Raw genomic sequence first — 25947 nt, 5'->3', positions numbered from 1 at the left:
TGAGGAACGGGGCCGCGGCGCAGAGGGGGGCCGACGTGCGACGCACGGGTGCGGCGGAGCGACGGGCGCGGCTCGACGTACGGCATCGGCCTCTCGCCGCAGTGGGGCCGACCGCGTCGTGGGCGGCCGGTGCCGGGGTGCTGGCCGTGGGATCGTGTGCCGCTGCCCGGCGGAGGCCGACGCGGACACCGGGGCGGCGGTACGGCCGGGAAAACGGGTGCGGGGCCGTACCCGGCCGGAGAGCGAACTCGCGGGCGGGTACGGTCGACGAAAGCGAAATCCCTTTCGGCTGAAGGCTGTTGGCGATTTCCGAGGCCTGTGCCACAGAGTTCCGGTCGAGTTCGGCCGACGCTCACCCGGCACTGATGGCCTGAATCGTCCGGCATCGTGGCGGAGACTTGTGTAGCGGACAAAGATGATGTCCGGCATCGTCCCGGTTCAAGACGCAGAGTACGGCCGTAATGCCAAGTCTTTGGATACTTCCGGGATTGTCACCCGGTGACGTGAGTCGATCGATCAGCAGCATGGGCTGGGTTTCGGCCCCGGTTCGGCCCGAGGGAGAATGGATGGATGGCCTGAAGTCCGTTTGTACGGCGACCGGATCGTGGGCCTCACCAGCCCCGTACGCCGCGTCCTCGGTCGGGGCGGCCCGGCGATCACACGTGGGTGTCTCCGTGCGGGACGGATCGGGTTCGCCGGCCGGCCGCCGACGTCCGAGGTTCGTCACCGCCGCGGGGGAGCGGCGGACGGGCCGGCCCGCGTTCTGCGAGCCGGCCGTATGACCTTGAGAGAAGAGGGTCTGCGCTTCCAGGTGCTGGGATCGGTCGCGGTGCGCTGCGGGGATTCCCCCACCCGTCTGCCCAGCACCGTGGCGCGCCGCGTGCTCACCGCGCTGATGCTGTCTCCCGGCGAGGTGCTCAGCACCCCCCGGCTCGCCAAGGCGGTCTGGGGCCCGTGCCGTCCGGCGACCGCCTCGAACCAGGTCCGCAAAGCGGTCGCCCAGCTCCGCCAGGCGATACCCGGTGCGGGTGACTACCTGCTCACCGACGGCCCGAACTACCGGCTGAACGTCGGCGCGACCGAGTCCGACCTGGTGGAGTTCAACCAACGCCGCCTACGGGTCCGAAAGCTCACGGAGGGCGGAGCCGGCGAGGTCCAGGTGATCCAGGAACTGCAGACGGCCCTGTCCCTCTTCCGCGGCCAGGTCGCGGCCGACGTCGTCGACGGCGACGAGCTGGAGAACGGTCTGATCCGCGCGGCCGCGCGGGTGGTGGAGGAGCGCCGGCTCGCGGTGCAGAAGGAACTGATCACCCTGCGGCTGCGCTCGGCGCCGCCGGGGCTGGTGATAGGAGACCTCCGGGACCTGGTGGCGCAGCATCCGCTCGCGGAGGACCTGCGCGCACAGTTGATGCTCGCGCTGTCCCTCTCGGGAAGGCAGGCCGACGCGCTCGCCGAGTACGCCGAGATACGCACCCTGCTCCGCGACGAACTGGGCATCGACCCCGATCACTCGCTGGCCCAGGTGCACGAAGCGGTGCTGCGCGGGAACGCGGTCGCCTATCTGCGGGCCGGAGCCCAGCCCTGCTCCTACCAGGAGGGCGCCGTCACGGAGCATGACGCGGGTAGACAGCACGTGACACCGCAGGGCCGGAAGGCGAACATCCGAGCCACCTGCACCCTGCCCCACGGGCTGACCGACTTCGTCGGCCGGCGGGAAGAGGTGGACACCCTGCTGCGGACCGCCCGGGCGGACTCGCGGGGCTCGGGACCGTTGCTGATCTGCGTCGACGGGATGGGCGGCATCGGCAAGACGGCCCTCGCCCTGCACGCGGCCCACCTGCTGGCCCAGGACTGCCCCGACGGCCAGTTCTACGTCGACCTGCACGGGTTCAGCCCGGGGGAGGAGCCCCGCGAACCCACCGAGGTGCTCCAGGTGCTCCTGCGCTCACTGGGGACCGAGGAGACGCACATTCCGGCGGACCTGGACAGCCAGGTGGCCATGTGGCGTGCCCGGCTGGCCGATTCCAGGGTGCTGCTGCTGCTCGACAACGCCGCGAGCGAGGCGCAGATCGTTCCGCTGCTGCCACCCGGTGACGGTTCCCTCGTCCTGATCACCAGCCGCCGTCGCCTCTACGGCCTCGACGGCACCGAGCCCTGTCCCGTTTCCCGGATGAGCGCGGGCGACTCCCGCAGACTCATCGTGCGGCTGCTCGGGGACGAACTGGAACCCGAGGCGACCGAACGGCTCATCGCGCACTGCGGGGGACTGCCGCTGGCACTGCGCCTGGCTGCCGCCAAACTGCGCAGCCGCCCCGCATGGACACTGTCCCACCTGGTGGAGCGCCTCGGCGACATGCGCAGGCGCACCGTCGAACTCCAAGCGGGCGACCGGAGCGTCCGGTCGGTGATCCAGCTCTCCTTCGACGCGTTGACGAAGGCGCAGCACCGCGCTCTGTGCGTGCTGGCACTGGTGCCCGAGGCGTGCATGGACGCGTACGGGGCGGCCGCCCTGCTCGGCACCAGCCCGCCCGAGGCCGAACTGCTGCTGGAGGGACTGGTCGACGTGAACCTCCTCGAACAGCCCCGCGTCGGCCGCTACTGCCTGCACGGGCTCGTGGCCGGTGTCACGGCGGGCACGGGGGAGTTCGAGCTCTTCCTGCGTGGCAGCGGGCGGCGCTCCGCGCTCCGTCGGCTGCTCGCCTACCACCTGGCGGTCAGTACCCGGAGCTGCGTTCTCCTCGGCCGGCCGGACGACGGGACCGGCGCCGGACGCGACGTCGTACCCCACCTCCCCGAGATCAACAGCCGGAAGGAGGCGACGGAGATCTGCGAGCGGGAGGCACCCGCGATGCTGGCGGTGCTGTGCGGCTCCCGGCACGAGGAATTCTTCGGGCCGGCCGCACAGCTCGCGCGCAACCTGCGGTTCGTCCTGTCGACGGACGGCCGCCGCGACCTGGACGACGAGGAGAGGGGCGGGGAGTGCGACGGCGGTGCCACCGGCCCCAGAGCGGCCGAAGCGTTCAGGACGGCGCTGCTCGGTCTTGCCGCCGACTGCCGCCGTAGCGGCCATCTGCAGCAGGACGCGGCGCTGACCGCGACGGCTCTGGGTCTGGCCGGACCCTGGGGACCTGGCTGAGGGGAGCCCGGGGCCCGGCCGGGCCGTTCTCCGGCCGTACGGGCGCGCCACGGCCGCGGGATCAGGGCGAGGACGCCACCCGCGGCCGTGCGGCGGGTTCCAGCCTGACGGGGATGCTGCGGTAGGCGCGGAAGGTGACGCTGGGCCGCCGTTCGACGGCGCCCGCCGCGGTCGGCGTGGCCGGGGCGTGCGCCAGCCACCGCAGCACCGCGCGCCCCTCCACCTGGGCCAGTGCGGCGCCCAGGCAGTGGTGCACACCGCCGCCGAAGCTCACGTGCGGGTTGGGGGCACGGGTGATGTCGAGCTGTTCGGGGTCGGTGAACCGGGCCGGGTCGTGGTTGGCGGAACCCAGCAGCAGCACCAGGATGCGGCCCGCGCGCACGGTGCGGCCGTCGATCTCCACCGCTTCCCTCACATAGCGCGCGGTGGCCTGGATCGGCGCGTCGTAGCGCAGGAACTCCTCGACGGCCGGGACCGCCAGTTCCGGCCGGTCGCGCAACAGGGCCAGCTGACGGGGGTGCTGCAACAGTGCGGAGAAGGCCGTGGAGATCAGGTTGGTGGTGGTCTCGAAGCCTGCGAAGAACAGGAAGACCACGTTGTCCACCAGGGTCTCCCGGTCGAAGCCGGGACGCGCGGCACGGGCGGCCAGCAGATTGCTGATCAGGTCGTCGGCAGGCCGCATGGCCCGCTCGTCGACGAGCGCCGAGACGTAGTCGCGCAGCCAGGTCACCGCCTCGTGCGCCGCCGCCCGCTCCTCGGGAGGCACGTACAGGGCGAACGCCTTGGCCAGCTCCACCGCGTGCGGCCGCACCGCGGCCCGGTCCACGTCCGGGATGCCGATCAGCTCGCAGACCACGGTGACCGGCAACGGGAAGGCCAGATCGGCGACCACGTCGAGCACCCCGCCGGCGCCCGCCCGTTCCTGGGCCTCGGTCATCAGCCGGTCCACCTGCGTGGCGACGTAGTCCTCCAGCCTGCGCATCAGCCCGGGGCTGAACGAACGCTGCATGATTTCCCGCAGGAAGGTGTGCGCGGGCGCGTCCTGGTCCAGCACGATCCGCTTCAGGAACTCGTTGGCGGGCCCCGCGCCGGTGGAGAACTCGTGGTACTCCGGGGGGTACTCGTGCCCGAGCCGACGGTCCTTGAGCAGCCGGCTGACGTCCTGGTGGTGCGAGACCACCCACTGGCCGGCCGCGCCGCGGGCCAGCCGGCCGGCCGCGCGGAGACCGGCGTACACCCGGTAGGGGTCCGCGACCACGGCGGGATCGCGGGAGTCGAACTTGACGGGCAGCTCTCGCATGCGGCCGGGACCTCCTGAGGTTTGCGCGTGGTGTCCGGTGAGCCTGTCAGCTCGGGAGCGGGGACGCGGGAACCTGTCGCCAGTCCTTCATCGCCGTCCGGCGCTCCGCACCGGGCCCGCAGACTGGGCGGGCGAGGGGAACCACCGGACCCGAGCCGCGCACCTGAGGGTGCCGGGAGGTGACGCAGCGTTGGACACCGTGCTGAACATGCCGCGCTTCTTGATGGACGACGCGCGCGCCGTGCGCGACCCCTACCCGGTCTACCGCCGCCTGCGCGACTACGGCCCGGTCTGCCGGGGCGGCCCGGGACAGTGGGTCTTCTCGCGGCACGAGGAGGTCTCCGCGCTGCTCCGTGACCCCCGGCTCGGCCGGGAGTTCCCCGAGGAGTACCAGGCGGTGTCGGTGGGCGAGGGGCCGGCCAACGACTATCTGCGGCGCATCGTCGTCGACCGCGACCGGCCTGACCACACGCGGCTGCGCCGACTGCTGGTCAAGTCGCTCAGTCCGGCGATGGTGCGCGGTCTGCGCGAGCCCGTCGCCCGGATCGTCGACGGACTGCTGGACCGGTTCGCCGACGAGCGCCGCTTCGACCTCGTCGCCGACCTGGCCGTGCCCGTACCCATGACGGTGATGAGCGAGCTGCTCGACATCCCCGGCCCCGACCGGGCCGACGTCGCCCGCCTGTCCACCTCGCTCGCCCAGGCGTTCGCGGTCTTCATCCCGCCGGACAAACAGCGCGAGGCGCACGGGGCCGTGGTCGAGCTGCGGGAGTACATGGCCGGGCTGGTCCGCGAGCGCAGGCGCCGTCCGGGCGAGGACCTGCTGTCGCGGATGCTCGCCGCGGTCAAGGAGGGCGAGGAGCCGCTGACCGACGAGGAGATCATCGACAACGCGCTGTTCGTCTACTACGCGGGCTTCGAGACGACCACCAACGCCATCGCCACCGGCGGCGACCTCTTCGTCCGGCAGCCGCACACCCAGCAGCAGTTGCGGGACCGTCCGGGTGTCGTCGGCAGCGCGCTGGAGGAGTTCATGCGCTACGACGCACCCATCCACGCCACCACCCGGTTGGCCCTCGAGCCGATCGAGATCGCCGGACTGACGATCCGCAAGGGACGGGTGGTGGTGCTGCTGCTCGCCTCCGCCAACCACGACGAGCGGGTGTTCCACGATCCGGCCCGAGCCGATCTGACCAGGTCGCCCAACCCGCACCTCAGTTTCGGCGGCGGCGTGCACCACTGCCTCGGCGCGGCGCTGGCGCGGGTGGAGGGGACGGTGGTCTTCGAGCGGCTGGTCGCCCGCTTCGCGGACATCGAGTCGGCGGGCGAGGGCGTGTGGGAGCCCAGCGAGGGCGGCTTCCGGTTCCCCTACTGGGCCCGCCGAAGCGTTCCGGTGGCGGTGCGTCCCGCCTGAGCCGGGCGGGGCAGCGAGCCCGTCGGCGCGGTGAGCGCGGTCACCACGACGCCCGCGCCGACCGCCCAGCGCCCGCACAGGGCCGGGAAGCCGGTGGCGACCGGGTCGAAGGCGGCGTCCGCCCGGCGGGCCCGGCGGGCGCCGCCCGAGACCGGCCGCACCACGAACGTGCCGGAACCACGGCCGGGTTCGATGAGGACCTCGGCGTCGTCGAAGCCCAGCCAGCACCCCGTCGCGGGATACCAGACCTTGTAGTACGCCTCCTTGGCGCTGAAGAGGAGTCGGCACCACGGCACGTCCGCCCCGGCCGCCCCCAACTCGTCGAGGTGGGCCCGCTCGGCCGCCGAGGTCACCCGGGCCAGCACCCGGGCGGGCAGCGGCGCACACGGTTCGGCGTCGATGCCCAGCCCGTCGGCGTCCCGGGTCCGTGCCACCGCCGCTGCCCGGTAGCCCAGGCAGTGCGTCAGGGAGCCGACCGTCCCGGCCGGCCACCGGGGCGCTCCGTCGACGCCGCGCACCAGCGCGGCGGGCGGGACGCCCAGTTCGGCCAGGCAGGCGCGCGCCGCACGCCGGACCGTGGCGTACTCCGCGCGGCGCGCGGGCAACGCGTCGGCCACCTGTCGCCGTTCCGCCTCGAAGAGCTCGGGGCCGGTCAGCTCGTACCTGCTTTCCAGGGCCGCCGCGTACGCCGGCAGCAGCGTCCGGATCACACCGGGGACCGCCGTCGCAGGGGTCAACCGGAGGCCGCCATCGCGCGCAGCGCCACCTTGTCGATCTTGCCTACCGGGGTCCGCGGCAGCGCCGGCAGCTCGCGCACCTCGTCGGGAAGCTTGAACGCGGCCAGCCCCTTGCCCGCCAGGTACCGCTTGATCTCCACCAGCGAAGGCGCCTGTCCCGGCCCGTCGCCGGGGACCACGAACGCGAGGACGGCCTCGCCCAGTTCCGCGTCGGGCCGGGCCACCACCGCGGCGTCGTCGATGGCCCCGTGGCCACGCAGGTGCCCCTCGACCTCGTCGGCCGACACCTTCTCGCCGCCCCGGTTGATCACGTCCTTGGCGCGGCCGACGATGATCAGGTTGCCCTCGGGGGTGAGCCTGGCCAGGTCGCCGGTGCGGAAGAAGCCGTCGGAGGTGAACGAGGTGCGGTTCGCCTCGGGCGCGTTCCAGTAGCCGTTGATGGTGTACGGGCCGCGCGTGACCAGCTCGCCCACCGCGCCCGCCGGTACCTCGTGCAGCTCCTCGTCGACCAGGCGGAGTTCGTCGAGCGCGGAGAGCGGCCGGCCCTCGGTGCCGTGCACCACCTCTTCCGGGTCGTCCAGGCGCGTGTGGGTGAGCAGGCCCTCGCCGATGCCGAACCAGTTGGTGATCCGGCAGCCGAGCGCGGACTGCGTGCGCCGGGCGGCCTGCTCGTCGAACTTGGAGCTGCCCACCTGGAGGAGGACCCCCTTCATGTCCACCGGCCGCTTCGCGGCGACCTTGGACCACAGCGCCGCGAGGGCGGGCACCACGGTGGTGTGGGTCACCCCTTCCCGCTCGATCAGCGGAAAGGCCTCGTCGGGGGAGGGGCTCGCCGCCAGTACCGCCTTGCCGCCCACCAGCAGTGCGCCGAGCACGCCCGGACACCCCAGGGCGGCGTTGTGCGCCGCCGGGTTCGCCGCCAGGTACACGCTTTCCGCGTCGAACTCCAGAGCCCGTGCGCAGGCGGAGATGTTGAAGAGGTAGTCGTCGTGCGTACGCGGTATCAGCTTGGGCTTCCCGGTGCTGCCGCCGCTCAGCAGCAGGAACGCGACGCCCGAGGGATCGACTCCGGGCAACGGCCCGCCGCCGGCGCCCTGGGCGCGGACCCGGTCCAGGGGCGTGAGGTCCCCGCCGTCACCCGCGACGATCACCGTGCGGACGCCGGGGAGGGACGCGGCGTAGCGGGCGAGGACGCGGTAGTCGAAGCCCTGGAACCGGTCGGTGGTGACGTAGCCGACCGCGCCGGACGCCTCGATCAGGTGCCGTACCTCGCTCTCCCGGTGTCCCGGCAGCGCGAACACCGGGATGACGCCCGCCCGGAACATCCCCACCGTGACGGTGAGGAACTCGACGACGTTCGGCAGCTGGACCATGACCCGGTCACCGGGGTTCACCCCCCGGGCCAGGAGACCGCGTGCGATCTCGTCGGCCTCGGCGCGCACCTCGCCGTGCGTGATGCGGCGTCGGCGGTCCACGGCGGCGGTCCGGTCGGGGAAGACCGTCGCCGTCCCGGTCAGCGCGTCGCCCAGCGGCACCCCCTGCCAGATCCCGGCGGCCCGGTAGCGGGCGGCGTCCTCGTCGCTCCACGGAGTGAACTCATCCATGGCAGCCAGTGTTCCGGCCCGCCGGGCCGCGCCGCCCGGGACGAACAGAGCCGTGAAAGAGACGACGGACGCCGCCGCGATCGCTCCTATCGTCACCAGCGTCGCCGATGAGACCCCGGCCCCCGGGCCGCCCGCCGAGGAGTGATGGATGAGCCGACCCCACACGCTGAGCTGGCTCGACGCACCCCGCGACGACACCGGCGTGGAGATGTTCGACGAGGTGTCCCACACCTACCGGCCCTACACCGAACTCGCCGACGCGGCGAGCCGGATCGCGGGCGGGCTGATCACGGAGGGCGTGCCCCGCGGGGCGGTCGTGCCGCTGCTGTGCTCCACCGGACCCGACCTCGTCGCCGCCTTCTACGGGGTACAGGCCGCCGGATGCGTGGTGAGCGTACTGGCGCCCCCCACCCGGGTGTCGGGCGAGGCCGCCCGCGCGCACGTCCGTGCCGTCGTCACCGCCGTGGACGCCGACACCGTGGTGGTGGACGCCGCCCACCACGACTACGCCGTGGACGTGCTCGCCGAGGCCGGGCCACGCACGCGCGTCCTGCTGCTGGAGGAGCTCGGCGCGGGCGGGCCCGGCCGGCGGGCCCCCGACGAACAGGCCCTCGTCCAGTTCACCTCGGGCAGCTCGGGCAGGCCGCGCGGAGTGCGGATCAGCCACGCCGCGCTCGACGCCAACACCGCCGCGATCCGCGCCTGGGAGCGGGCGGGCCGTGACGACTCCTGGTGCTCCTGGCTGCCGATGCACCACGACATGGGGCTCATCGGCTGTCTGGTGGTGCCCGTCTCCGGCAACAACCGGCTGGCGGTGTGCAGGCCCGAGACCTTCCTGCGCCACCCGCTGTCGTACGTCACCCGCTTCGACGCCAACCGGGTCGACCGGCCCGCCACGATCACCGCGACCCCGGCGTTCGGCCTACAGCGCATAGTGGACCGGATCGGCCCTGCCGACCTCGAAGGCGCCGACCTGTCCCGCACCCGGGCGGTCATCGTCGGGGCCGAACGCATCGATCCCGCGCTGGTGACCCGCTTCACCGATCTGATGAGCCCGCACGGACTGTCCCCGAACGCCCTCACCCCCGCCTACGGTCTGGCCGAGAGCACCCTCGCCGTCACCGGAGCGCCCCTCGGGGAGAGCCCGCGCTCCGTCCGCGTGCACCGGGACGACCTGCGGGTCGGAGCGAAGGTGAGCCTCGCGGCCGAGGCCACGTCCCGCGAGACGGTCCGGGTGATCAGCTGCGGCCGCGCACTGGACGGCTTGACGGTGCAGGTCGTCGGCGAGGACGGACGGCCGCTGCCTGAGGGCCACGTCGGCGAAATGGCGCTTCGCGGCTCCTCGTTGGCCGACGGCTACCTCGCGGCCGGTCCTGCCGGGGGCACCGCCTTCGAGGACGGTCGGCTCCTCACCCGCGACGTCGCCTTCGAGCTGGCGGGCGAGTTCTACGTGCTGGGCCGGCTCGGTGACAGCGTCAAGGTCAACGCCCGCTCGCTCTTCGCCGAGGACGTCGAGCTGATGCTCGGGCGGGCCGGACTCGACCTGAGCAGGGTCTGCGTGGTGCTGGGCGAGGCGGACGGGCGCCCGCACGCCGTGGCTGTGCTGGAGGGACTCGACACCCGGGCCGCCGAGGTGGCCGAGGACGTGCTCGCCGCGGCCTGCCCCGGTACCCGCAGACATGTGACCCAGGTGCCGCGCGGCGCGATCCCGCGCACCAGCAGCGGCAAGAGCCGCCGCCGTCAGCTGTGGCAGAGCCTCAGCCGGGAGCACACCTTCGACGCGGTGTCCGCCGCGGCCGACACCACTGCCTGACCGGCCACAGAACAGGAGATCACATGTCCTACTCCAGCGAAGAGGTGCGCGAGACCGTACTCGCGATCATCGAGCAACTAGCCCCTGAGCGGGAGCGGTTCGAGGCGGGCAAAGACATGCGTCTGGTCGAGGACCTGGGGTTTCACTCCCTCGCCCTGCTGGAGCTGGCGTTCGCGATCGAGGACGACTTCGACCTGCCGCCGATCGACGAGCAGACCGGACGTGCCATCCAGACCACCGAACAGGTGCTCACCTACGTCCTGGGCCAGGTCGAGGCCCGGACGCCGTCGTGATCGCCACCACCGACCCGAGCACGACGACGTCATGAAGGAGCCACGATGACCGAGGCGATCTCCCTGTCGGGCCTCACCAAACGATTCGGCGAGCAGACCGCACTCGACCGTGTGTCGCTACGGATACCGGCCGGAAGCGTGGTGGGCCTGCTCGGCCCCAACGGAGCGGGCAAGACCACCCTCATCAACTGCCTGACCACGCTGCTGCGGCCGGACGGCGGCACCATCCGCGTCCTGGGGCACGACCCCGGGAGCGAGCCGTCCCTGGTGCGCGCCAACATCGCGGTCACCGGGCAGTTCGCCGCCCTCGACGAGCAGATCAGCCCCCGGGAGAACCTCGTGTTCTTCGGCCGGCTGCTGGGCCTGGGCCGGGGCGAGGCCCGGCAGCGGGCGGGGGAGATGCTGGAGCGGTTCGAGCTGGGCGAGGCGGCGTACACGCCCGTGGGATACCTCTCCGGCGGTATGCGCCGCCGCCTCGACCTCGCCGTCAGTCTGGTGGTCCCCCGGCCGGTGCTGGTGCTGGACGAACCGACCACCGGCCTCGACCCGCGCAGCCGCAAACTCCTGTGGGACATGGTCAGGGCCGAGGCGGGACGGGGGGTCGCCGTCCTGCTCACCACGCAGTACCTGGAGGAGGCCGACCAGCTCGCCGACCGCGTCGTCGTCATCGACAAGGGCCGGGTCCTCGCGGACGGCTCGTCGGACGAGCTCAAGCGCGACGTCGGCGGCATCATGTGCCGGCTCACCATGACCAGTGGCGCCGACGCCGAAGCGGCGCGCCACTCTCTCGGCGACCTGCCGGGCGTGACCGCCGAGGGCGACAAGGTCGCCGTGCCCATGTCGCGTCCCGAGGACGTCGCCGCGGTGCTCGGTCGGCTGGACGGCAAGGGACTGCGGATCGCCGACATCGAGGTGACCAGGCCGACGCTCGACGAAGTCTTCTTCGCGCTCACCGAGCCGATGGAGAAGGAGGCCACCCGATGAGCACCACGTCCGACGTCGCCGCGGTGCCCGGCGCCCCGGCGCTCCCGGGCCGGCCGGCCGGCCGGCGACACGACTTCCGCGTGCTCTTCGACCGGTTGCGGGTGCGCTCGTTCTCCCGGGGCGGCCTGGTCGCCACCGTGGTGCAGCCGCTGCTCTTCCTCGCGGTCTTCTACTGCACCTTCGCCGGAATGCTCGACGATCAAGGGATCGGGTTCGGCCGCTTCGTGACCCCGACCGTCCTGGTCCAGGCGCTGATGTTCGTGGCCATCGGGAGCGCCACCGAACTGGCCGCCGACCGCTCCAGCGGCGTCTTCTCCCGCCTGCTGACCAGCCCGGTCGACATGCGCGCGATGGGCCTGGCACACCTGGCCGTGGTGGCGCTGCAAGGTCTCCTGTCCAGCGTCGCCATCGTCCTCGCCGGGCACCTGGCGGGCTTCCGCTTCGACCACGGGGCGTTCGCCGCGCTGGGATTCTTCGCGCTCGCCGTGGCGTTCACCGTGGCGCTGTCGCTGGCCACGGCCACCATCGCGCTGCGCCTGCGCAACCTGGAGGCGCTCAGCGCGGTGCTCCACCTGCCGTACCTGCCGCTGCTGGTGCTCTCCACCGGCTTCGTCGAGGCGGACCTCTTCCCCGGCTGGCTCCGGCCGGTCGTCGCGGCATCCCCGGTGTCCGGGGTGATCGACGCGCTGCGCGCCCTCTCGACCGCCGAACTCACCTGGGGCGCGACCCTGCCCGGCCTCGCGTGGCTGGTGGGCCTCCTGGCCGTCTTCTCGTGGACCACGACCGCAGCCTTCAGGAAGGTGGCCGTCCGATGACCGCGCAGGCGACGGGACCTGTCGCACCGGTGGTGCTGCCGTCCCCCTCGTCCGAACCGACCACCCTGACCAGGGCCTCCGCGATCATCGCCGGACGGGTGATCCGGCAGTTCGTCCGCAACCGGATGATGCTCATCGTCACCGTCGCCTTTCCGCTGCTCCAGCTCTTCATGCTGCTGGCGGCCTTCGGCGTGCTGGTGCGCGACACCCAGGACGTCGACTACGTCCGGCGGCTCGCCCCGTTGATCGTGCTCACCACGGCGTTCTCCTCGATCCTCACCACCGCGATCGCCCTGTGGAGCGACATCCGCAGCGGGGTGTTCGACCGGCTGCGGGCGATGCCGCTGGACATGCGGGCGTACGTCTTCGGGCGGATCGGCGGGGACTTCGTACGGATCATGGGAGTGGCCGTCCTGGTGACGCTCGTCGCCCACACGGTCGGCTTCCGGTTCTCCCGGGGACCGCTGGCGGTCCTCGGCTTCTTCGGGATCGTGGCGTTGTTCGGGATGATGTGCAGTGCGCTGGCGGTCGCCGTCGCGCTGGTCGCCCAGCATCCCGGCATCATCGTGCGCTACGTCCAGATGCCCACGCTCGTACTGACGTTGATGTCCAGCGGCTACGTACCGCTGGAGGCGTTCCCGCACTGGATCCGCCCCGCGGTGAGCGTCAACCCCGTCTCCCTGGCGGCCGACGCCCTGGCCGGCCTCTCCCACCGGGGGGCGCTGACCGCACCGGTGCTCGGAACCGCCGCCTGGACCCTCGGGGTCACGGCGGTGTGCACGGCCGTCGCCACCCGGCGCTTCGCGATGCTCGTGAAGCGCGGCTGACCGTGGCGGACATCGTCGTGCTGGGCGCGGGAGTGGCCGGTCTGGGCCTCGCGGCCTTCGCCGCCCGCCGCGGGCACCGGGTGACGCTCGTCGAGCGGGACGGTCCGCCCCCCGAGGGCGGGCCCCACGCCGAAGTGGCCGACTGGGAGCGGAGCGGGGTGCCGCACGCCCGCCAGGGGCACGCCCTGCTCGGGCTGGGCATCGGGGTGCTGCGCGAGGAGTGCCCCGAGGTGCTGGCGGACCTGACCGGCCGCGGCGCGGTCCCCGTGCCCCTGGAGACGGGCGGCGACGACCTCGGTCTGCTCAGCCGCCGGCTGGTCTTCGAGGCCGCACTGCGCCGCCGGGTCGCCGCCGACCGTGCGGTCACGCTGCTGCACGACCGGGCCACCGGTCTGCTGGGCACCGGGACTCCGCGCGGTGTTCCCCATGTGTACGGGGTCCGCCTCGCGGAGGGCGGCGAAGTGACCGCCGACGTGGTGCTGGACGCCACCGGCCGCAGGTCCTCGGCGGCCTCCTGGCTCACCGGGATCGGTGGCCTCCCGCCCCGGGAGACGGTCCAGTCCTGCGGGTTCTCCTACATCGCCCAGGAGTTCGCGCTGGGCGGCGGCACCAGGTTCCCGTCCCTGCGGGCCCCGGTGGTGCACGAGCTCGACTTCGCCACCGTGCTGGCCTTCCCCGGCGACAACGGCCGCTTCCACCTGTCGACCACCGTGTCCTCCCACGACCCCGTGCGGACCCGGCTGCTGGAGCGCAGGGTCTACCTCCGCTTCCTGGACAGTGTGGCCCCGGTGCGCGACTGGCTCGACGGGGCGGCACCGGTCGGCGGCCCGATGCCGATGGCCGGGCTGGAGAACCGCCACCGGTCGCTGGTGGCGGACGGAGCCCCGCTGGTCACCGGCTTCGTGCTGGTGGGAGACGCCTGCGTACAGACCAACCCCACGTTCGGGCGAGGCGTCTCGCTCGGCCTGGCGCACGCCAGGACCGTCGCCGACCAGCTCGGCCGGCTCGACCGGGACCCGGAGGACTGGGCGACGGAGACCCACGCGGCCACCGAACGGTGCCTGGGGCAGTGGTTCGAGCAGCAGGTCGCCACCGACGCCGCCCGGCTCGCCGAGCTGGCGGGCGGGGCGCACGACGACTCGCTGTCCGCCCGCGTCCTCACCGCCCTCGCGGTCCTGCGCGAGGAGGACGAGCACGTGCGGATCGCCGCCGAGCGGGTCTACCACATGCTGCTCACCCCGGCGGAGCTGATGGGGGACCGCAAGGTGGCCCGCCGGGTGCTCGCATTCCTGCGCGAGCACCCCGATCTACGCCGCGACCACGTCGGACCGAGCCGTCAGGACTTCGAGCGCCTGGTCACCGGCTGAGCGCCCACAGAAGGGAACACCATGAAAGTCACCCTGCCCACGGACGTCACCCTGAGCTACGACATCCACGGGCCCGAGGACGGTCCCGTGGTCGTGCTCGTGCCCGGCCAGCACCAGGCGTCCCTGTTCGAGACCATGCAGGTGCCGCAGCTGACGAAGGCCGGATACCGCGTCGTCACCTTCGACCTGCGCGGTGTGCACCCGTCGGAGGAGACCCCTCCGCCGTACACCGTGGAGCTGCTCGGACAGGACCTGGCCGCGCTCAACGAGGCGCTGGAGCTGGGACCCTGCACCTACATCGGCTACTCGGTGGGCGCGATGATCCTGCTGGAGCTGGCGATGAAGCGCCCCGACCTCATCGAGCGCGCCGCCCTCATCGGGGTTCCGTGGAAGCCCGGCAAGCTGCAACAGGCCATCCAGGCCGAGGCGGTGGACCGGCTCAAGAACGGGCACAAGGTCCCGGCCCTGCTGGAGGGGGTCTTCCGGGCGATGTACCTGTTCGGGCCGCGCGCGCTCAACCGCGACCAGTTCATCGCGCCCTACCTGGACGGGCTGGCCGGGCTGGCGGAGTCGGGCGGGCACGGGGCCATCGGACACGCGGAGGCGAGCACCGCCTTCCGGCCCGGCGACGAGGAAGTGGCCGCGATCCGGGTGCCGTTGCTCGTGGTGGGCATGGAGCACGACATAGTGGCGCCCCGGCACCTGTCGCGGGAACTGGCGGACCTGATCCCCACCGCCGAGTACACCGAGATCCGCAACTGCGGGCACGCGTCCCTGCTGGAGAAGCCCACCGAGGTCAACGCACTGGTCGCCGACTACCTGCGCTCCGGCAAGGTCGGCGTCCCGCGCGGCTCGCGCCGACCCTCCGAGGACCGGCCGGAAGAGGACTGACGCCCTTCCGGCACGGCGACGGCTCCCGGCCTCCCACGGAGGCCGGGAGCCGTCGCCGTGCGCGCGAACCGCCTCACCGCGGGCGGGCCGTGAGCCGGTACAGCCGGTGGAACGGGTGCCCCACGTCGATCACCCTGGTGTCCAGGCCCGCCTCGGCGGCGTACGCGCGCACGGTGTCCGGGCGCATCACCGTGCCCGTGGCCGCGCTCGGCGTCCGGCTCATCCCGACCGGCAGGCAGTGCAGCACGCTGACGGCGTAGTGGAAGCGCTCGCTGTCCGGCGCGGCCGGTGTGAACCGCTCGCCGACGGACGGCTCCATCAGCAGCACCGCGCCCCCCGGAGCCGTCAGCCGGCGGCAGGCCCGGAGGACGTCCACCGGTGCGGACATGTCGTGCAGGGCGTCGAACACGCAGACCAGGGTGTGACCGGCCGGCCCGGCGTCGCCGGCGTCACCGGCGCGGAACCGGACCCGGTCGCGCAGCCTCTCCGCGGGATCGGTGGCGGCCAGGTTCGCCTCGGCGTCCCGGATCGACGCCTCGTCGAGGTCGAGCCCGTGCACCTCGGCGTCGGGGAACATCCGGGCCAGCGCCAGGGTGGAGAGGCCGGAGCCGCACGCCACGTCGGCGATGCTGCTCCCGGGCACCCGCAGCCGGGCGTCGATGTCGGGCAGGTGGCGGCTGATCCAGCCGGGCAGGTGGTGTTCGAAGACACCGCGGTTCAGGCCTGCCTGACCACCGCGCAGGGCCTCGCCGTAGGCCGCGTACGGGAGGCCCCGGCGGCCGCGGTAGGCGTCCACCAGCTGAGGCAGCACGGCCGCCATGCCGCCGATGGGCATCACGACCAGCGGGGCGATCCAGTTCGGGCTGTCGGCGTCGAGCAGCGCCTCCGCGTGGGCCGGCGGCAGCGTGAACCGCCGTGCCTCCGGGGGCGCCCCGGGCTCGTCGACGGTCAGCACACCGGCACAGGTCTGCTGTTCCAGCCACTCCCGGACCGCCCTGGCATCGAGGTCACTCTCCTCGGCCACCCGTGCGGCCGTGGCGGGGCCGGTGCGACGCAGGGCTTCGTACAGGCCCAGTTCCAGACCGAGGAAGCAGGTCATCAGCTCGGCCGAGGCGAGCCCGGCGGCGAAGAGCCGCAGCGAGAACGCCTGCGGGGAGTCCGCCACCGATCCGGCGGAGGCGGCGGACTCCCCCCGCCGGCCGGGCGGCACGCCGAGGCCGGAGCGGGGGGCGGCGGGGTGGCGGAAGGCGGGGGCCACGGCGGTCAGAGGTGGGTGAGGACGTTGACGACGTTGCCGTCGTGGTCCCGGTAGAAGAAACGCCGTACGCCCCACTCCTCGTCCGCCGGTCCGTACAGGATCTCCAGACCGGCGGCGCGGGCCCCGGCCAGGGCCGCGTCCAGGTCCTCCACCTCCAGGGAGGCCGCCGGGTTCACCGGCCCGGTGGGGTCCTTGGTGATCAGACTGACCTGTACGGAGTGGTCCGTGGGCGGGGCCAAGGTGGCGATCCAGCCGTGATTCATGATCACTTCCATTCCGGTGACCCGGACATGGGCTTCCACTGCGGAATCGAGATCGCTCACCGTGAGCAGCGGCATCGCGCGGAGTGCAGACATGTGCGCCAGCGTAACCAGCGCGCCGCGCGGTCCGGGGGGCCTTTCCGTCCTCTTTCACCCGTCTCTCGCGGGCCCGTCGGCAGCCGTACGTTCTCCTCGTCATCGGCCTCCTTGCGCGAGCGTGGGTCGGCCGAACCCGCCAACCCCAGAGGAGGACCGACGTGGGACTCGTCACCGCGACCGGTACGGCCATCCCGGAATCCAGGCTCGCGGAGCTGGGTGAGGCCATCAGAGGCCGGACCATCACCGAGCAGGACGCCGACTACGACGAGCGCAAGCAGATCTGGAACGGCTACTTCCAGAAGAGCCCCGGGGCGATCGTCCAGGTGGACGGCGCCTCCGACGTCGTCAAGGTCGTCAACTTCGCGCGCGAGAACGACATCGAGCTGGCCGTCAAGGGCGGCGGCCACTGCTTCGCCGGCACCGGCACGGTCGAGGGCGGACTGCTGCTGGACACCTCCCGGCTGCGCGGCATCCGGGTCGACCCCGCCAGGCGCCGTCTGGTCGTCCAGCCCGGACTCGAACAGGGCGACGTCGACGCCGAGACCACCAGCTTCGGCCTGGCCGTCACCGGTTCCCAGGAGTCGTACATCGGCATCGGCGGCCTCACTCTGGGCGGCGGCCTCGGCTGGCTCGCCCGTTACCGGGGCCTGCTCGTGGACAACCTGCTCTCCGCCGACATCGTGCTCGCGAGCGGAGAGCTGGTGACCACGACCGCGCAGGACCACCCCGACCTGTTCTGGGCGATCAGGGGCGGCGGCGGCAACTTCGGCGTGGCCACCCGCTTCGAGTTCGACCTGCACCCGCAGGGCGACTGCATGGCGGGGCTGCTCGCCTTCCCCATCGACCAGACGGTGGACGTGGCCCGGCGGCTCGACGAGTTCAACCGGACCGCCCCCGACGAGCTGACCACCTCCTTCGCCTTTCTCACCGCCCCGGGCGGCGCCCCGGCGATCGGCCTGGGCTTCGTGCACGCGGCCCCCGACGACACCACCGAGGACCTGATCGGCCAGATGCGCGGGCTGGGCACCGGCGCGCTCCTGGACCACTGCGGCCTGATGCCGTACGTGGCCGTGCAGCGGATGCTCGACGAGAACACCGTCGCCGGGCACCGGTACTATCCGCGCTCGTTCCTGCTGCCCGAACTGCGCGACGAGCCGCTGCAGATCCTCGCCGACGGGTTCGTCAACGCTCCGTCCGAACGAAGCCTGGTCGGCGGTGGCCTGATGGGCGGTGTCATGTCGAACGTACCGGCGTCCGAGACCCCCTTCCTGCACCGCGAGGGCTATCTGACCAGCATCCTCACCTCCTGGACCGATCCGGCCAAGGACGAGGAGGCCGTCGAGTGGACCGAGAAGGTGTACTCCGAACTCCTGCCGTACACCACCGGCGCGGTCTACGCCAACCACCTGGGAGCGGACTCGGCCGAGCGCATCGAGGACGCCTACGGCTCCAACTACGAGCGGCTGACCCGGATCAAGGCCGTCTACGACCCCGAGAACTTCTTCCACACCAACAACAACATCAAGCCCGCGTCCTGAGGACGGGGTGCCCGTCCGCAGGACGCGGACGGGCACCCCCCCCCGCGCGGCCGCGGGAGCGACAGCGCTCCGCACGACGGCGCCCGGACCCCTCGACCAGGTCCGGGCGCCGTCGCGTGCGCGGGTCCGCTCAGTGGGCCCACCGGATGACGCTGACGCCCTCGCGCACGGTGAGCACGCTCTGCCGCACCCGGGGGTCGGCGGCGACGTGGGCGTTGAACGCGCGCATGGCGACGGTGTCGGGCTGCTGGTCCCGCTCGTTGGCGACGCCGCCGAACTGGAGGACGTTGTCGGCCAGGATCAGCCCGTGCGGGGAGAGCTTCGGCAGCACCGCCTCGTAGTAGTCGACGTAGCCGGGCTTGTCGGCGTCGACGAAGATCAGGTCGAAGGGGCCGGGAAGGCCCTCCACCGACGTCAGGGCCGGCCCCTCCCAGAGGTGGATGCGGTCGGCCCAGGGCGAGGCCCCGAAGTGCTTCCGCGCGATCGAGGCGTGCAGCGGGTTCAGTTCGCAGGTGTGGAGCTCGGCGTCCGCGGGCATCGCCTCGGCCATGCAGAGCGCGGAGTAACCGGTGAAGGTGCCGATCTCCAGGATGCGGCGGGGCCGGAGGGCGAAGACCAGAGAGGCCAGGAACTCTCCCTCCAGACTCCCCACCATCATGGCCGGCAGGTCGGTCCCGGCCTCCGTGTCGGCGACCAGGGCGGCCAGCCGGGAGGGCGCGGGGGAGGACGCCTCTTCGGCGTACTTCTCCACGACGGGTCGCACGATCATCCTCGGTTCCTTCCCTCGGGGTCGGCGTGGACGTGCTGGGGGCGGCCGTGCAGCCGTCGGGCCAGCCAGTGCGTCAACTCGGCCTGGGAGGTCCCGCGCAGGTAGAAGTGGCCGCCGGGGAAGCCGGTCAGTTCGGTGGGCGCCGAGGTGACCTCCGCCCAGGCGGCCGCGCCGGCCGCGTCGACCTCCGGGTCCTCGGTGCCGTAACAGACGCTCACCGGTACCGGGAGGTCACGGCCGGGTTCCGGACGGTAGGTGCCCACCAGTCGGTAGTCCGCCCGGAGCACCGGCAGCACCATCTCGCGCACGCCCGGCAGCTGGAGCAACCGTCGGTCGGTGCCGCCGAGCCGGCACACGTCGGCCCACAGCCGCTCGTCGTCCAGGTGTTTGTCGTCCGGCCGCTGCCGGGCCGGGCCGGGCCGCCCGGAGACGACCAGCCGCTCCGGGAGCGTCTCGCCCGCCTTGCGGAGGAGCCGGGCGGCCTCGTGGGCGACGGAGGCGCCCATGCTGTGCCCGAAGAACCACACGGGCTTGTCGTCCAGCTGGGTCAGCGCCTTGGCCAGTGGTTCCACGAGGCCGGGCATGTCGGTGCAGCAGGGGTCGTCGACGCGGTCCTCCCGGCCGGGGTACTGCACCACCATGCCCTCGACGCCGTCGGGCAGGTCGCGCACCAGCGGGCGGTAGAAGCTCGCGGACCCGCCGCCGTGCGGGAAGAACACGACGCGCCGCCCGGCCCCCGGCCGGGGGAAGTAGCCGCGCAGCCACGGGTTCGGGACGTCTGTGCTCATGCTTCGGCCTCCAGCAGGTCCGCGGCGGAGAGGAGCTCCGGTGCCTTCGGGTGGTGCAGCCGCACCGGCCCGCACGCCTCGCTCACGCGCATCGCCAGCTTCGCCAGGGCGACGTGGTACTGCACGTGCCCCCGGCTGTCGGCGCCCGCCAGGACGTCGTCCCAGGTCGCGCCGATGGCCCGGGCCGTGGCCCGCGGCCACAGTTCGCGCAGCACCTCGGTGTACGAGGCGCCCTCCGCCGGCCCCAGGTGCTGCACGCCCGGCACCTCCAGGTGCGGGGCGGCACAGTCGCCGAGGCGCACCAGCTCCTTCATGTCACCCGGCATGTGCGGGCGCATGCTCCACGCCACCGGGCCGTGCGTGTCGACCAGGGTGAGGTGCCCCCCGTCCGTGCCCAGGGTGATGCGGTGGAACAGGTGGCTGTGGTTGTCCGGGTCGGAGGGCACCAGCTCGTTCTGAAGCCGGAAGGACATCGGGACGCCGGCGAAGCGGCCGGTGAGGCTCCGGTACGGCGCCCCCTCCGCCCCCGCGAGCGCCCCGTCGACGCCGTGCGGGCGGATCGACCCCAGTGCCTGGCCCAGGATGTCGAAGACCGTGTAGAGCACCTGGAAGGCGCAGGTCACATCGAGGAAGAGCGGCTGCTGCCGGGCCACCAGGTCGCGGGCGACCCCGATGAAACGGCGCACCGGCTCCACGTGGGGGTAGTGGGTGTTCAGCCGGAACACCACACCGGACTCGGTGGCGCAGCGCAGGCACGCCACCAGCTCGTCGGGGTGCAGCGGGTGCTCCTGCAGCACGTGCACGCCGCGGCGCATCAATGCCTGGGAGAGCGCCGGACCGGGGCCGCCGTTCATCGCCCCGCCGACGACCACACAGGCCAGGTCGACGTCGTCGGGCACCTCGTCGACCGTGGACCACAGCGGTACGCCGTAGTGCTCGGCGCAGGCGCGGCTGCGGGTGCTCCCGGACGCGAGGATCCCGGCCAGCTCGAAGTCGAAGTCCGCCCGCTCGAAGGCCGCCAGATAGACGCGGCCGAAGCCGGTACCGGCCACCAGGACGCGTGGGCGGGTCACAGCTCGCCCTCCTCCATGGCACGGGCCGCGAGGATCGGCCGGTCGACGACGTCGAGCAGCCCGACCGCGGGCTCGGCCCGCAGGGCGGCGAGCACCGTCCCGGCGTCGAGCACGTCCGAGCCGAAGTGCACCCCCGGGGGGACCCCGCCGTCGAGTACCGCCAGCACGGCCAGCGCACTGGCGAGGCCGGTCAGCGCGTACGTGTCACCGGCGCGCAGAGCCAGACCGCGAGTGGCGGGAGATCCGGCGTCGGTGCCGGTGACCTCGAAGAGCATCAGCTGGAACGGGTCCCTGCCGAACAGATCGAGCGCTGCGGCACGGGTGAGCTCCTCGGCCGCCTCGGCGAGCCCGGACTCACCGCGCATCGCCCCTTGGAGCCGGCTGAGGCAGTTCATCATGTGCGCGCCGCCGTCGAAGACGTTGTACCAGTCGATCTCCGTGAGCCCGGTGACCTCGGGGAGCCGCGCGGACTCGAAACTGAGGTAGGGGTAGACGTCCACCCGGTTGTTCGCGTACGGCAGGGCGACACCGGTGCGCGGCTCCAGCTCGCGCTCCACGCGGATGCCGCCCCTGATCGCACCGCGAGCCTCCCCGTAGGCGCCGCCCATGGAGAGCAGGTAGTCGGCGGCACCGGCCGGGGTGAGCCGGTCCATGGTGCCGACGTAGGCGGTGAGCCGCTGCGGGTCGCTCATGGTGGAGCACAGGTGACGGGGGAGCAGCCCGGTCAGTCCCGGCTGCATGCCCGCGGTGATCACGGCCGTTCCGGTGAAGGTGCCCGGCCGGGTCAGTGCCTCCAGGAGCGGTTCGTCACCGCCCGGGTCGACGTAGTCGGCGCCGGCCGCGGCCGCGGCCCAGGCCACCCGGTCGAGGACCCGGTAGGACGGGCCCGCGCAGTTGAGGACGACGCGCGCGCCGCGGCAGAACTCCGCCAGCGACCGGCCGTCGTGCAGGTCCACCTCGACCGCGTCACCGCGCAGGCCGGACTTGGCCAGCAGAGCCCCGGCCTGGGTCCGGTCGCGCCCGCCGAGCCGCACGACGGCGTCGGGAAGGCGGTCGGAGATCGCCCGTACGGCGGCCGCGCCGACGGCGCCGTAGGCGCCGACGACCGCGACCGACGGGCTGCTGTGCAGGCTCACGCGTTCTCCTCCTCGGCCAGGCCGATCACTCCGGGGGTGACCAGCCCACGACAGGTGAAGTGGTCGCCCGGCACGGTCCGCTGCCGGAGACCGCCCACGCAGACCGACTCCCACAGCGCGGTCATGTCGGTGGCCATGGCGGGCCAGACCGGGGACTCCTCGGCGTGCACCAGCAGCCGGGTCTCCCCGGTGTAGACGCCGGGGTCGTGGGCGGTGACGCATGCCGCCAGCGCCCTTCCCCCCGCGAGGCGTTCGGCGAGCTCGTCCGCGCCGAGGCCCAGCGCCCCGGCGAGCACGGCCAGCCGCTCCTCGCGCGAGCGCGTGCCGAGCGCGGCGGCCGTCCCGCCCGCCGCCCGCAGCTTCGGCTCGCTCCGGTCCGCCAGCGCGGCCAGCGCGCCCGGCGGAATGTCGCCGGCGGGAGCGAGCACGGCCAGCGCGGACCCGAGCGCGGTGGCGTCCGGGTAGCCCAGGGCGGCCGGATCCTGTCCGCGGTCCAGGCACAGCAGTGCTTCTTCGAGGACGTCGTCGCGGACCGTGGCGGGCAGCGGGTAGCTGCTCAGGACGGTCAGCCCGCACACCGGGGCGCCCAGCTCGACCAGCTGCTGGGCGACGGCGAGCGCCAGCACGCCCCCGCTGTGCGCGCCGACCAGGTGGAACGGGCCCGGGCTCAACGCCCGCACCCTCGCCACGATCTCCTGCGCCACGTCCTCCAGGTTCTGCCCCTCGGCCACCCGCACCGGCGGCACCACCACCACCGGGTCGAGCGCCCCGAGGCCCGCGGCGAGCCGTTCCGCGTCGTCGCCCAGACCGTCGCCGACGAGGACGTGCACCGGGTTGCCGAGGGCTTCCGCCGCTCCGGTCAGCGCGAGCTCGTCGCCGGTCCCGCTCTCCTCGGGCGCCTCCTGTCCCTGCTGCCGGAGGAAGGCGGACAGCTCACACACCGACGCGCCGCCCAGCAGTTCGCGCAGCAACTCGTCGAAGAACACCCCGGCCGCGGCCGGCACCTGCTCGCGCAGCACCGTGACGAGCTGGGCGGCGAGCAGCGAGTCGCCGCCCAGGGCGTAGAAGTTGGTCTCGAGCGGGACCTCCGGCTCGCGCAGCACCTCCGCGTACACCTCGGCGACGCTCGTCTCCAGTTCGCCGGCCTCGCGCGGTTCCTCCCCGGCGGCCGCGGTCCCCGCCGTACGGTGCTGCCCGGCCCACCCGGTCAGGGTGACACGGTCGACCTTGCCGTTGTCGGTCAGCGGCAGCGCGTCCAGCACCTCGAAGCGCGACGGGATCATCTCCGCCGGGAGCCGCTCGGCGAGCCGCCGGGTGAGTTCCCCGGTGTCGACCGGTTCGCGGTCGGTCTTGAAGCGGGCCGCGAAGACGTGCATCCCGATGCGGGCCAGCTCGTCCTCCGGGGCCGGGACGCACAGTTCCAGCTCGGCCCCGGCCTCGGCCAGCAGGTCGTACCACTGGTGGCGGCCGATGAAGGTCTGGTCCTTGCCGTGGCGCACGTCCTGGAAGTCCCCCGCGGTGGCGTCGAAGAGGAACTCCATCGAGGTGAGGATCTGGTAGTTGTCGCGGGTCGTCTCGATGAAGACCAGCCACCCGCCGGGCACCAGCGCCTCGCGCATCCGGCGGAGGACCGCGCGGGCGTCCTTCGCGTAGTGCATGACGTTGCCGCACAGGATCACGTCCACCGAGTTCGGCTTGACGCCCTGTTCGCGGAACGGCTCGTTGAAGTCGAAGAGCGCGTAGTCGACCCAGGGGTGGTCCGCGAACCGCTCCCCGGCCTTGTTCAGGAAGAACTGCGACACGTCGCTGAAGGTGTAGCGGACGTTCTCGCCGTCCAGCGCCGGAATGGTGTCGACGCTGGTTCCGCCGACCCCCGCCCCGACCTCCAGCACCCGCAACGGACGGCCTGAGGCGTTACGCCTGGCCACCCCCAGCACGGTGCCGGTGGCCAGCCGGTTGAGGTAACGGGAGAGGAAGCCCTCCATGTAGGCGGCCTCGTGGATGCTCAGGTCGCCCTCGGGGAAGAGCATCCGCAGCGGGTCCCGCTCGTCGCGCATCAGCTCCGGCAGGTGGGTGGCGGCGAGCTTGAAGTAGTTCACCAGCTCGGGGCGGTCGTTGGCTTCCGGCAGCAGCCGGTCGACCTCGGCCCAGGCGTCCTCGACGTCCTCGGGGGAGACCAGGCGCAGGCAGCCGAAGGTGCCGTCCTCGGCCCTGTCCAGGTAGCCGTTCTCCACACAGGCGGCCAGCCAGCGGCGCACCAGCCGCTCGTGCTTGGACGCCACCGAGGCCAGCCGCATGATCTCGGAGGTGCTGTGGCGTGTCCCGGCGTCCGGCCACACGCCCTCCCGGCGCAGGACGTCCACCATGCGGCGCAGCGCCGCGTCGTCGAGCACGGCCGCGAACTCCACCACCTTCGCGACGTCCACCCCCTCGCGGATCTCGTCGGCGGCCGCGAGCACCTCGGGCCGCAAGGTCGCGTCCACGACGTGATCGGCCGGGTCGGCCGGCGAGGGCGAGACGAAGGCGACCAGCCTGCGGTCGTTGCGCTCGCCCTGCGTGGTCACCGCCACCGCGTCGAGCTGCGGATCGGCGGCCAGGGCCGACTCCACCTCGGCGAGTTCGATCCGGTGGCCGCGGATCTTGACCTGCCGGTCGTTGCGGCCGATGAACTCCAGGGTGCCGTCGGGCAGATAGCGGGCGAGGTCGCCGGTGCGGTAGACCCGCTCGCCGTCCGGCAGTTCGAAGAAGCTCGCCGCGGTCTTCTCCGGGTCGCCGAGGTAGCCCTCGGCGAGTCCGGCGCCGGCGATGTACAGGTCGCCCACGACGAGGTCGGGGCTGGGCCGCAGGAACGCGTCGAGCACGTGGAAGCGCTGGTTCTCCAGCGGAGTGCCGTACGGGATGCTCGGGGCAGCGGGATCGACCTCGCCGATCGGGTGGACGATCGACCAGATCGCCGCCTCGGTGGCGCCGCCGAGGCTGTACAGCTCCACCCGGGGAAGGTGCGCGCGGACGGCGTCGGGGAGCGTCACGGGTATCCAGTCGCCCGACATCATGCCCAGCCGGACGCTCCCGCAGTCGCGGCCGTCGCCGCGCAGGTACTCCTCCAGCAGCATCATCTGGGCCGGCACCGTGTTCAGCACGGTCACGCCGTGTTCGGTGATCAGCTCGGCCCAGTGCGAGGGGTCGCTGCGCCGTTCGGGGTCGGGGAGCACCAGGGTGCCGCCCCGGCCGAGGACGCCGAAGACGTCGAAGACCGAGAGGTCGAATCCCAGGCTCGACAGGCCCAGCGAGACGTCGTGCCCGCCGATCCCGAACCTTCGGCAGACGTCGTCCAGGGTGTTCACCGCCGCACGGTGACTGATCTCCACCCCCTTCGGCTCACCGGTCGAGCCCGAGGTGAAGATGACGTACGCCGAGTCGCCCGGGGCGACCGGCACCGCCTCGGGCGACTCGGCGGGTGCCGTGGGCAGCCGGTCCACGTCGATGCGGCCGACGCCCGCGGGCAGTTCGCCGCCGACCGTGCTGTGCGTGACCACCAGACCGATCCCGGCGGATTCGATGATCTTGTCCCGCCTGGCGTCGGGCTGATTCACCTCGACGGGGACGTAGGTGCCACCGGCCAGCAGCACCCCGAGCGCCCCGGCGATCTGCTCCCAGCCCTTCTCCAGCACCACCGCGACGCGCTGGTGCGGCTTGTGGCCCTGCGCGGCGAGCGCCGCGGCCACGGCGGCGGCCCGGCCGGTCAGCGTCGCGTGGTCGACGCTCCCGTGGCGGTCGATCACCGCCGTCGCGTCCGGACGCCGACGCGCCTCGTCGAGCAGCGCCTGGTGCAGCAGCGCGTCGCC

At 72.9% G+C, this 25947-nt stretch carries 20 protein-coding genes; 10 read left to right on the top strand and 10 right to left on the bottom strand.

Annotation, left to right across the window (positions count from 1 at the left end; all coding sequences use genetic code 11):
- Window positions 1–778: 778 nt before the first annotated feature.
- Window positions 779–3136 (top strand): AfsR/SARP family transcriptional regulator, encoded by a 2358-nt coding sequence (locus tag CW362_RS17440; protein WP_240657839.1) that lies wholly within the window; start codon window positions 779–781, stop codon window positions 3134–3136.
- 61 nt (window positions 3137–3197) lie between these two features.
- On the opposite strand, the gene CW362_RS17435 is transcribed toward CW362_RS17440, so the two are convergent.
- Window positions 3198–4436 carry a cytochrome P450 gene (locus CW362_RS17435; protein ID WP_103550406.1) on the bottom strand — a complete coding sequence of 413 codons (1239 nt, stop codon included), beginning with the start codon at window positions 4434–4436 and terminating at the stop codon, window positions 3198–3200.
- 208 nt (window positions 4437–4644) lie between these two features.
- Between CW362_RS17435 and CW362_RS17430 the strand changes: the two genes are divergently transcribed.
- Window positions 4645–5850, top strand: coding sequence for a cytochrome P450 (locus tag CW362_RS17430; RefSeq protein ID WP_240657838.1), 1206 nt, complete (start codon window positions 4645–4647; stop codon window positions 5848–5850).
- Here CW362_RS17430 and CW362_RS17425 read toward each other — a convergent pair.
- Both CW362_RS17425 and CW362_RS17420 read right to left on the bottom strand, forming a co-directional pair.
- Window positions 5805–6587: a 4'-phosphopantetheinyl transferase family protein gene (locus tag CW362_RS17425; RefSeq protein WP_240657837.1), complete on the bottom strand. Its 783-nt coding sequence runs from the start codon at window positions 6585–6587 to the stop codon at window positions 5805–5807. The two genes, CW362_RS17430 and CW362_RS17425, sit on opposite strands and share 46 nt — an antisense overlap.
- Entirely contained in the window at window positions 6584–8191 is a 1608-nt protein-coding gene (locus tag CW362_RS17420; RefSeq protein WP_240657836.1) for a (2,3-dihydroxybenzoyl)adenylate synthase, read from the bottom strand. Before CW362_RS17420 ends, CW362_RS17425 begins: the two co-directional genes overlap by 4 nt.
- A gap of 148 nt (window positions 8192–8339) precedes the next feature.
- Between CW362_RS17420 and CW362_RS17415 the strand changes: the two genes are divergently transcribed.
- Genes CW362_RS17415 through CW362_RS17385 form a run of 7 tightly spaced genes read left to right on the top strand, consistent with a single transcriptional unit; the run spans window position 8340 to window position 15181 of the window.
- Window positions 8340–10004 carry an AMP-binding protein gene (locus CW362_RS17415; RefSeq protein WP_103550402.1) on the top strand — a complete coding sequence of 555 codons (1665 nt, stop codon included), beginning with the start codon at window positions 8340–8342 and terminating at the stop codon, window positions 10002–10004.
- A 23-nt stretch (window positions 10005–10027) separates the two neighbouring features.
- Window positions 10028–10297, top strand: a complete 270-nt coding sequence (locus tag CW362_RS17410; RefSeq protein ID WP_103550401.1) for an acyl carrier protein — start codon at window positions 10028–10030, stop codon at window positions 10295–10297.
- A 45-nt stretch (window positions 10298–10342) separates the two neighbouring features.
- Window positions 10343–11281: an ATP-binding cassette domain-containing protein gene (locus CW362_RS17405; protein ID WP_103550400.1), complete on the top strand. Its 939-nt coding sequence runs from the start codon at window positions 10343–10345 to the stop codon at window positions 11279–11281.
- The gene (locus tag CW362_RS17400) at window positions 11278–12096 is read left to right on the top strand and encodes an ABC transporter permease (protein ID WP_103550399.1); all 819 of its coding nucleotides are present in this window, start codon (window positions 11278–11280) and stop codon (window positions 12094–12096) included. Before CW362_RS17405 ends, CW362_RS17400 begins: the two co-directional genes overlap by 4 nt.
- Window positions 12093–12923, top strand: coding sequence for an ABC transporter permease (locus tag CW362_RS17395; protein WP_103550398.1), 831 nt, complete (start codon window positions 12093–12095; stop codon window positions 12921–12923). The genes CW362_RS17400 and CW362_RS17395 overlap by 4 nt, the downstream gene beginning before the upstream one ends.
- Window positions 12872–14290 (top strand): NAD(P)/FAD-dependent oxidoreductase, encoded by a 1419-nt coding sequence (locus CW362_RS17390; protein ID WP_338069063.1) that lies wholly within the window; start codon window positions 12872–12874, stop codon window positions 14288–14290. The genes CW362_RS17395 and CW362_RS17390 overlap by 52 nt, the downstream gene beginning before the upstream one ends.
- 21 nt (window positions 14291–14311) lie before the next feature.
- On the top strand, window positions 14312–15181 hold the full coding sequence (locus CW362_RS17385; protein WP_103550396.1) for an alpha/beta fold hydrolase: 870 nt from the start codon (window positions 14312–14314) through the stop codon (window positions 15179–15181).
- A gap of 73 nt (window positions 15182–15254) precedes the next feature.
- On the opposite strand, the gene CW362_RS17380 is transcribed toward CW362_RS17385, so the two are convergent.
- Both CW362_RS17380 and CW362_RS17375 read right to left on the bottom strand, forming a co-directional pair.
- Complete coding sequence (locus tag CW362_RS17380; RefSeq protein ID WP_103550395.1) at window positions 15255–16439, bottom strand: class I SAM-dependent methyltransferase; 1185 nt, start codon at window positions 16437–16439, stop codon at window positions 15255–15257.
- Window positions 16440–16444: 5 nt separating this feature from the next.
- Entirely contained in the window at window positions 16445–16795 is a 351-nt protein-coding gene (locus CW362_RS17375; RefSeq protein WP_240657835.1) for a VOC family protein, read from the bottom strand.
- A 161-nt stretch (window positions 16796–16956) separates the two neighbouring features.
- Between CW362_RS17375 and CW362_RS17370 the strand changes: the two genes are divergently transcribed.
- The gene (locus tag CW362_RS17370) at window positions 16957–18336 is read left to right on the top strand and encodes an FAD-binding oxidoreductase (RefSeq protein ID WP_103550393.1); all 1380 of its coding nucleotides are present in this window, start codon (window positions 16957–16959) and stop codon (window positions 18334–18336) included.
- 130 nt (window positions 18337–18466) lie between these two features.
- On the opposite strand, the gene CW362_RS17365 is transcribed toward CW362_RS17370, so the two are convergent.
- The 5 genes from CW362_RS17365 to CW362_RS17345 all read right to left on the bottom strand — a co-directional run.
- Window positions 18467–19105, bottom strand: coding sequence for an O-methyltransferase (locus CW362_RS17365; RefSeq protein WP_103550392.1), 639 nt, complete (start codon window positions 19103–19105; stop codon window positions 18467–18469).
- Window positions 19102–19893 carry a thioesterase II family protein gene (locus CW362_RS17360; RefSeq protein WP_103550391.1) on the bottom strand — a complete coding sequence of 264 codons (792 nt, stop codon included), beginning with the start codon at window positions 19891–19893 and terminating at the stop codon, window positions 19102–19104. Before CW362_RS17360 ends, CW362_RS17365 begins: the two co-directional genes overlap by 4 nt.
- The gene (locus tag CW362_RS17355; RefSeq protein WP_103550390.1) at window positions 19890–20966 is read right to left on the bottom strand and encodes a Gfo/Idh/MocA family oxidoreductase; all 1077 of its coding nucleotides are present in this window, start codon (window positions 20964–20966) and stop codon (window positions 19890–19892) included. The genes CW362_RS17360 and CW362_RS17355 overlap by 4 nt, the downstream gene beginning before the upstream one ends.
- Window positions 20963–22102: a saccharopine dehydrogenase NADP-binding domain-containing protein gene (locus tag CW362_RS17350; RefSeq protein WP_103550389.1), complete on the bottom strand. Its 1140-nt coding sequence runs from the start codon at window positions 22100–22102 to the stop codon at window positions 20963–20965. Before CW362_RS17350 ends, CW362_RS17355 begins: the two co-directional genes overlap by 4 nt.
- On the bottom strand, window positions 22099–25947 hold a 3849-nt coding region (locus CW362_RS17345; RefSeq protein WP_103550388.1), incomplete at its 5' end, for an amino acid adenylation domain-containing protein. The genes CW362_RS17350 and CW362_RS17345, both read right to left, overlap by 4 nt.

The organism is Streptomyces populi, assembly GCF_002911015.1.
GTDB classification, from domain to species: Bacteria; Actinomycetota; Actinomycetes; order Streptomycetales; family Streptomycetaceae; genus Streptomyces; species Streptomyces populi.
Note: the sequence above shows the minus strand (reverse complement) of the source record. Positions and strands in the feature narration are given on the sequence as shown.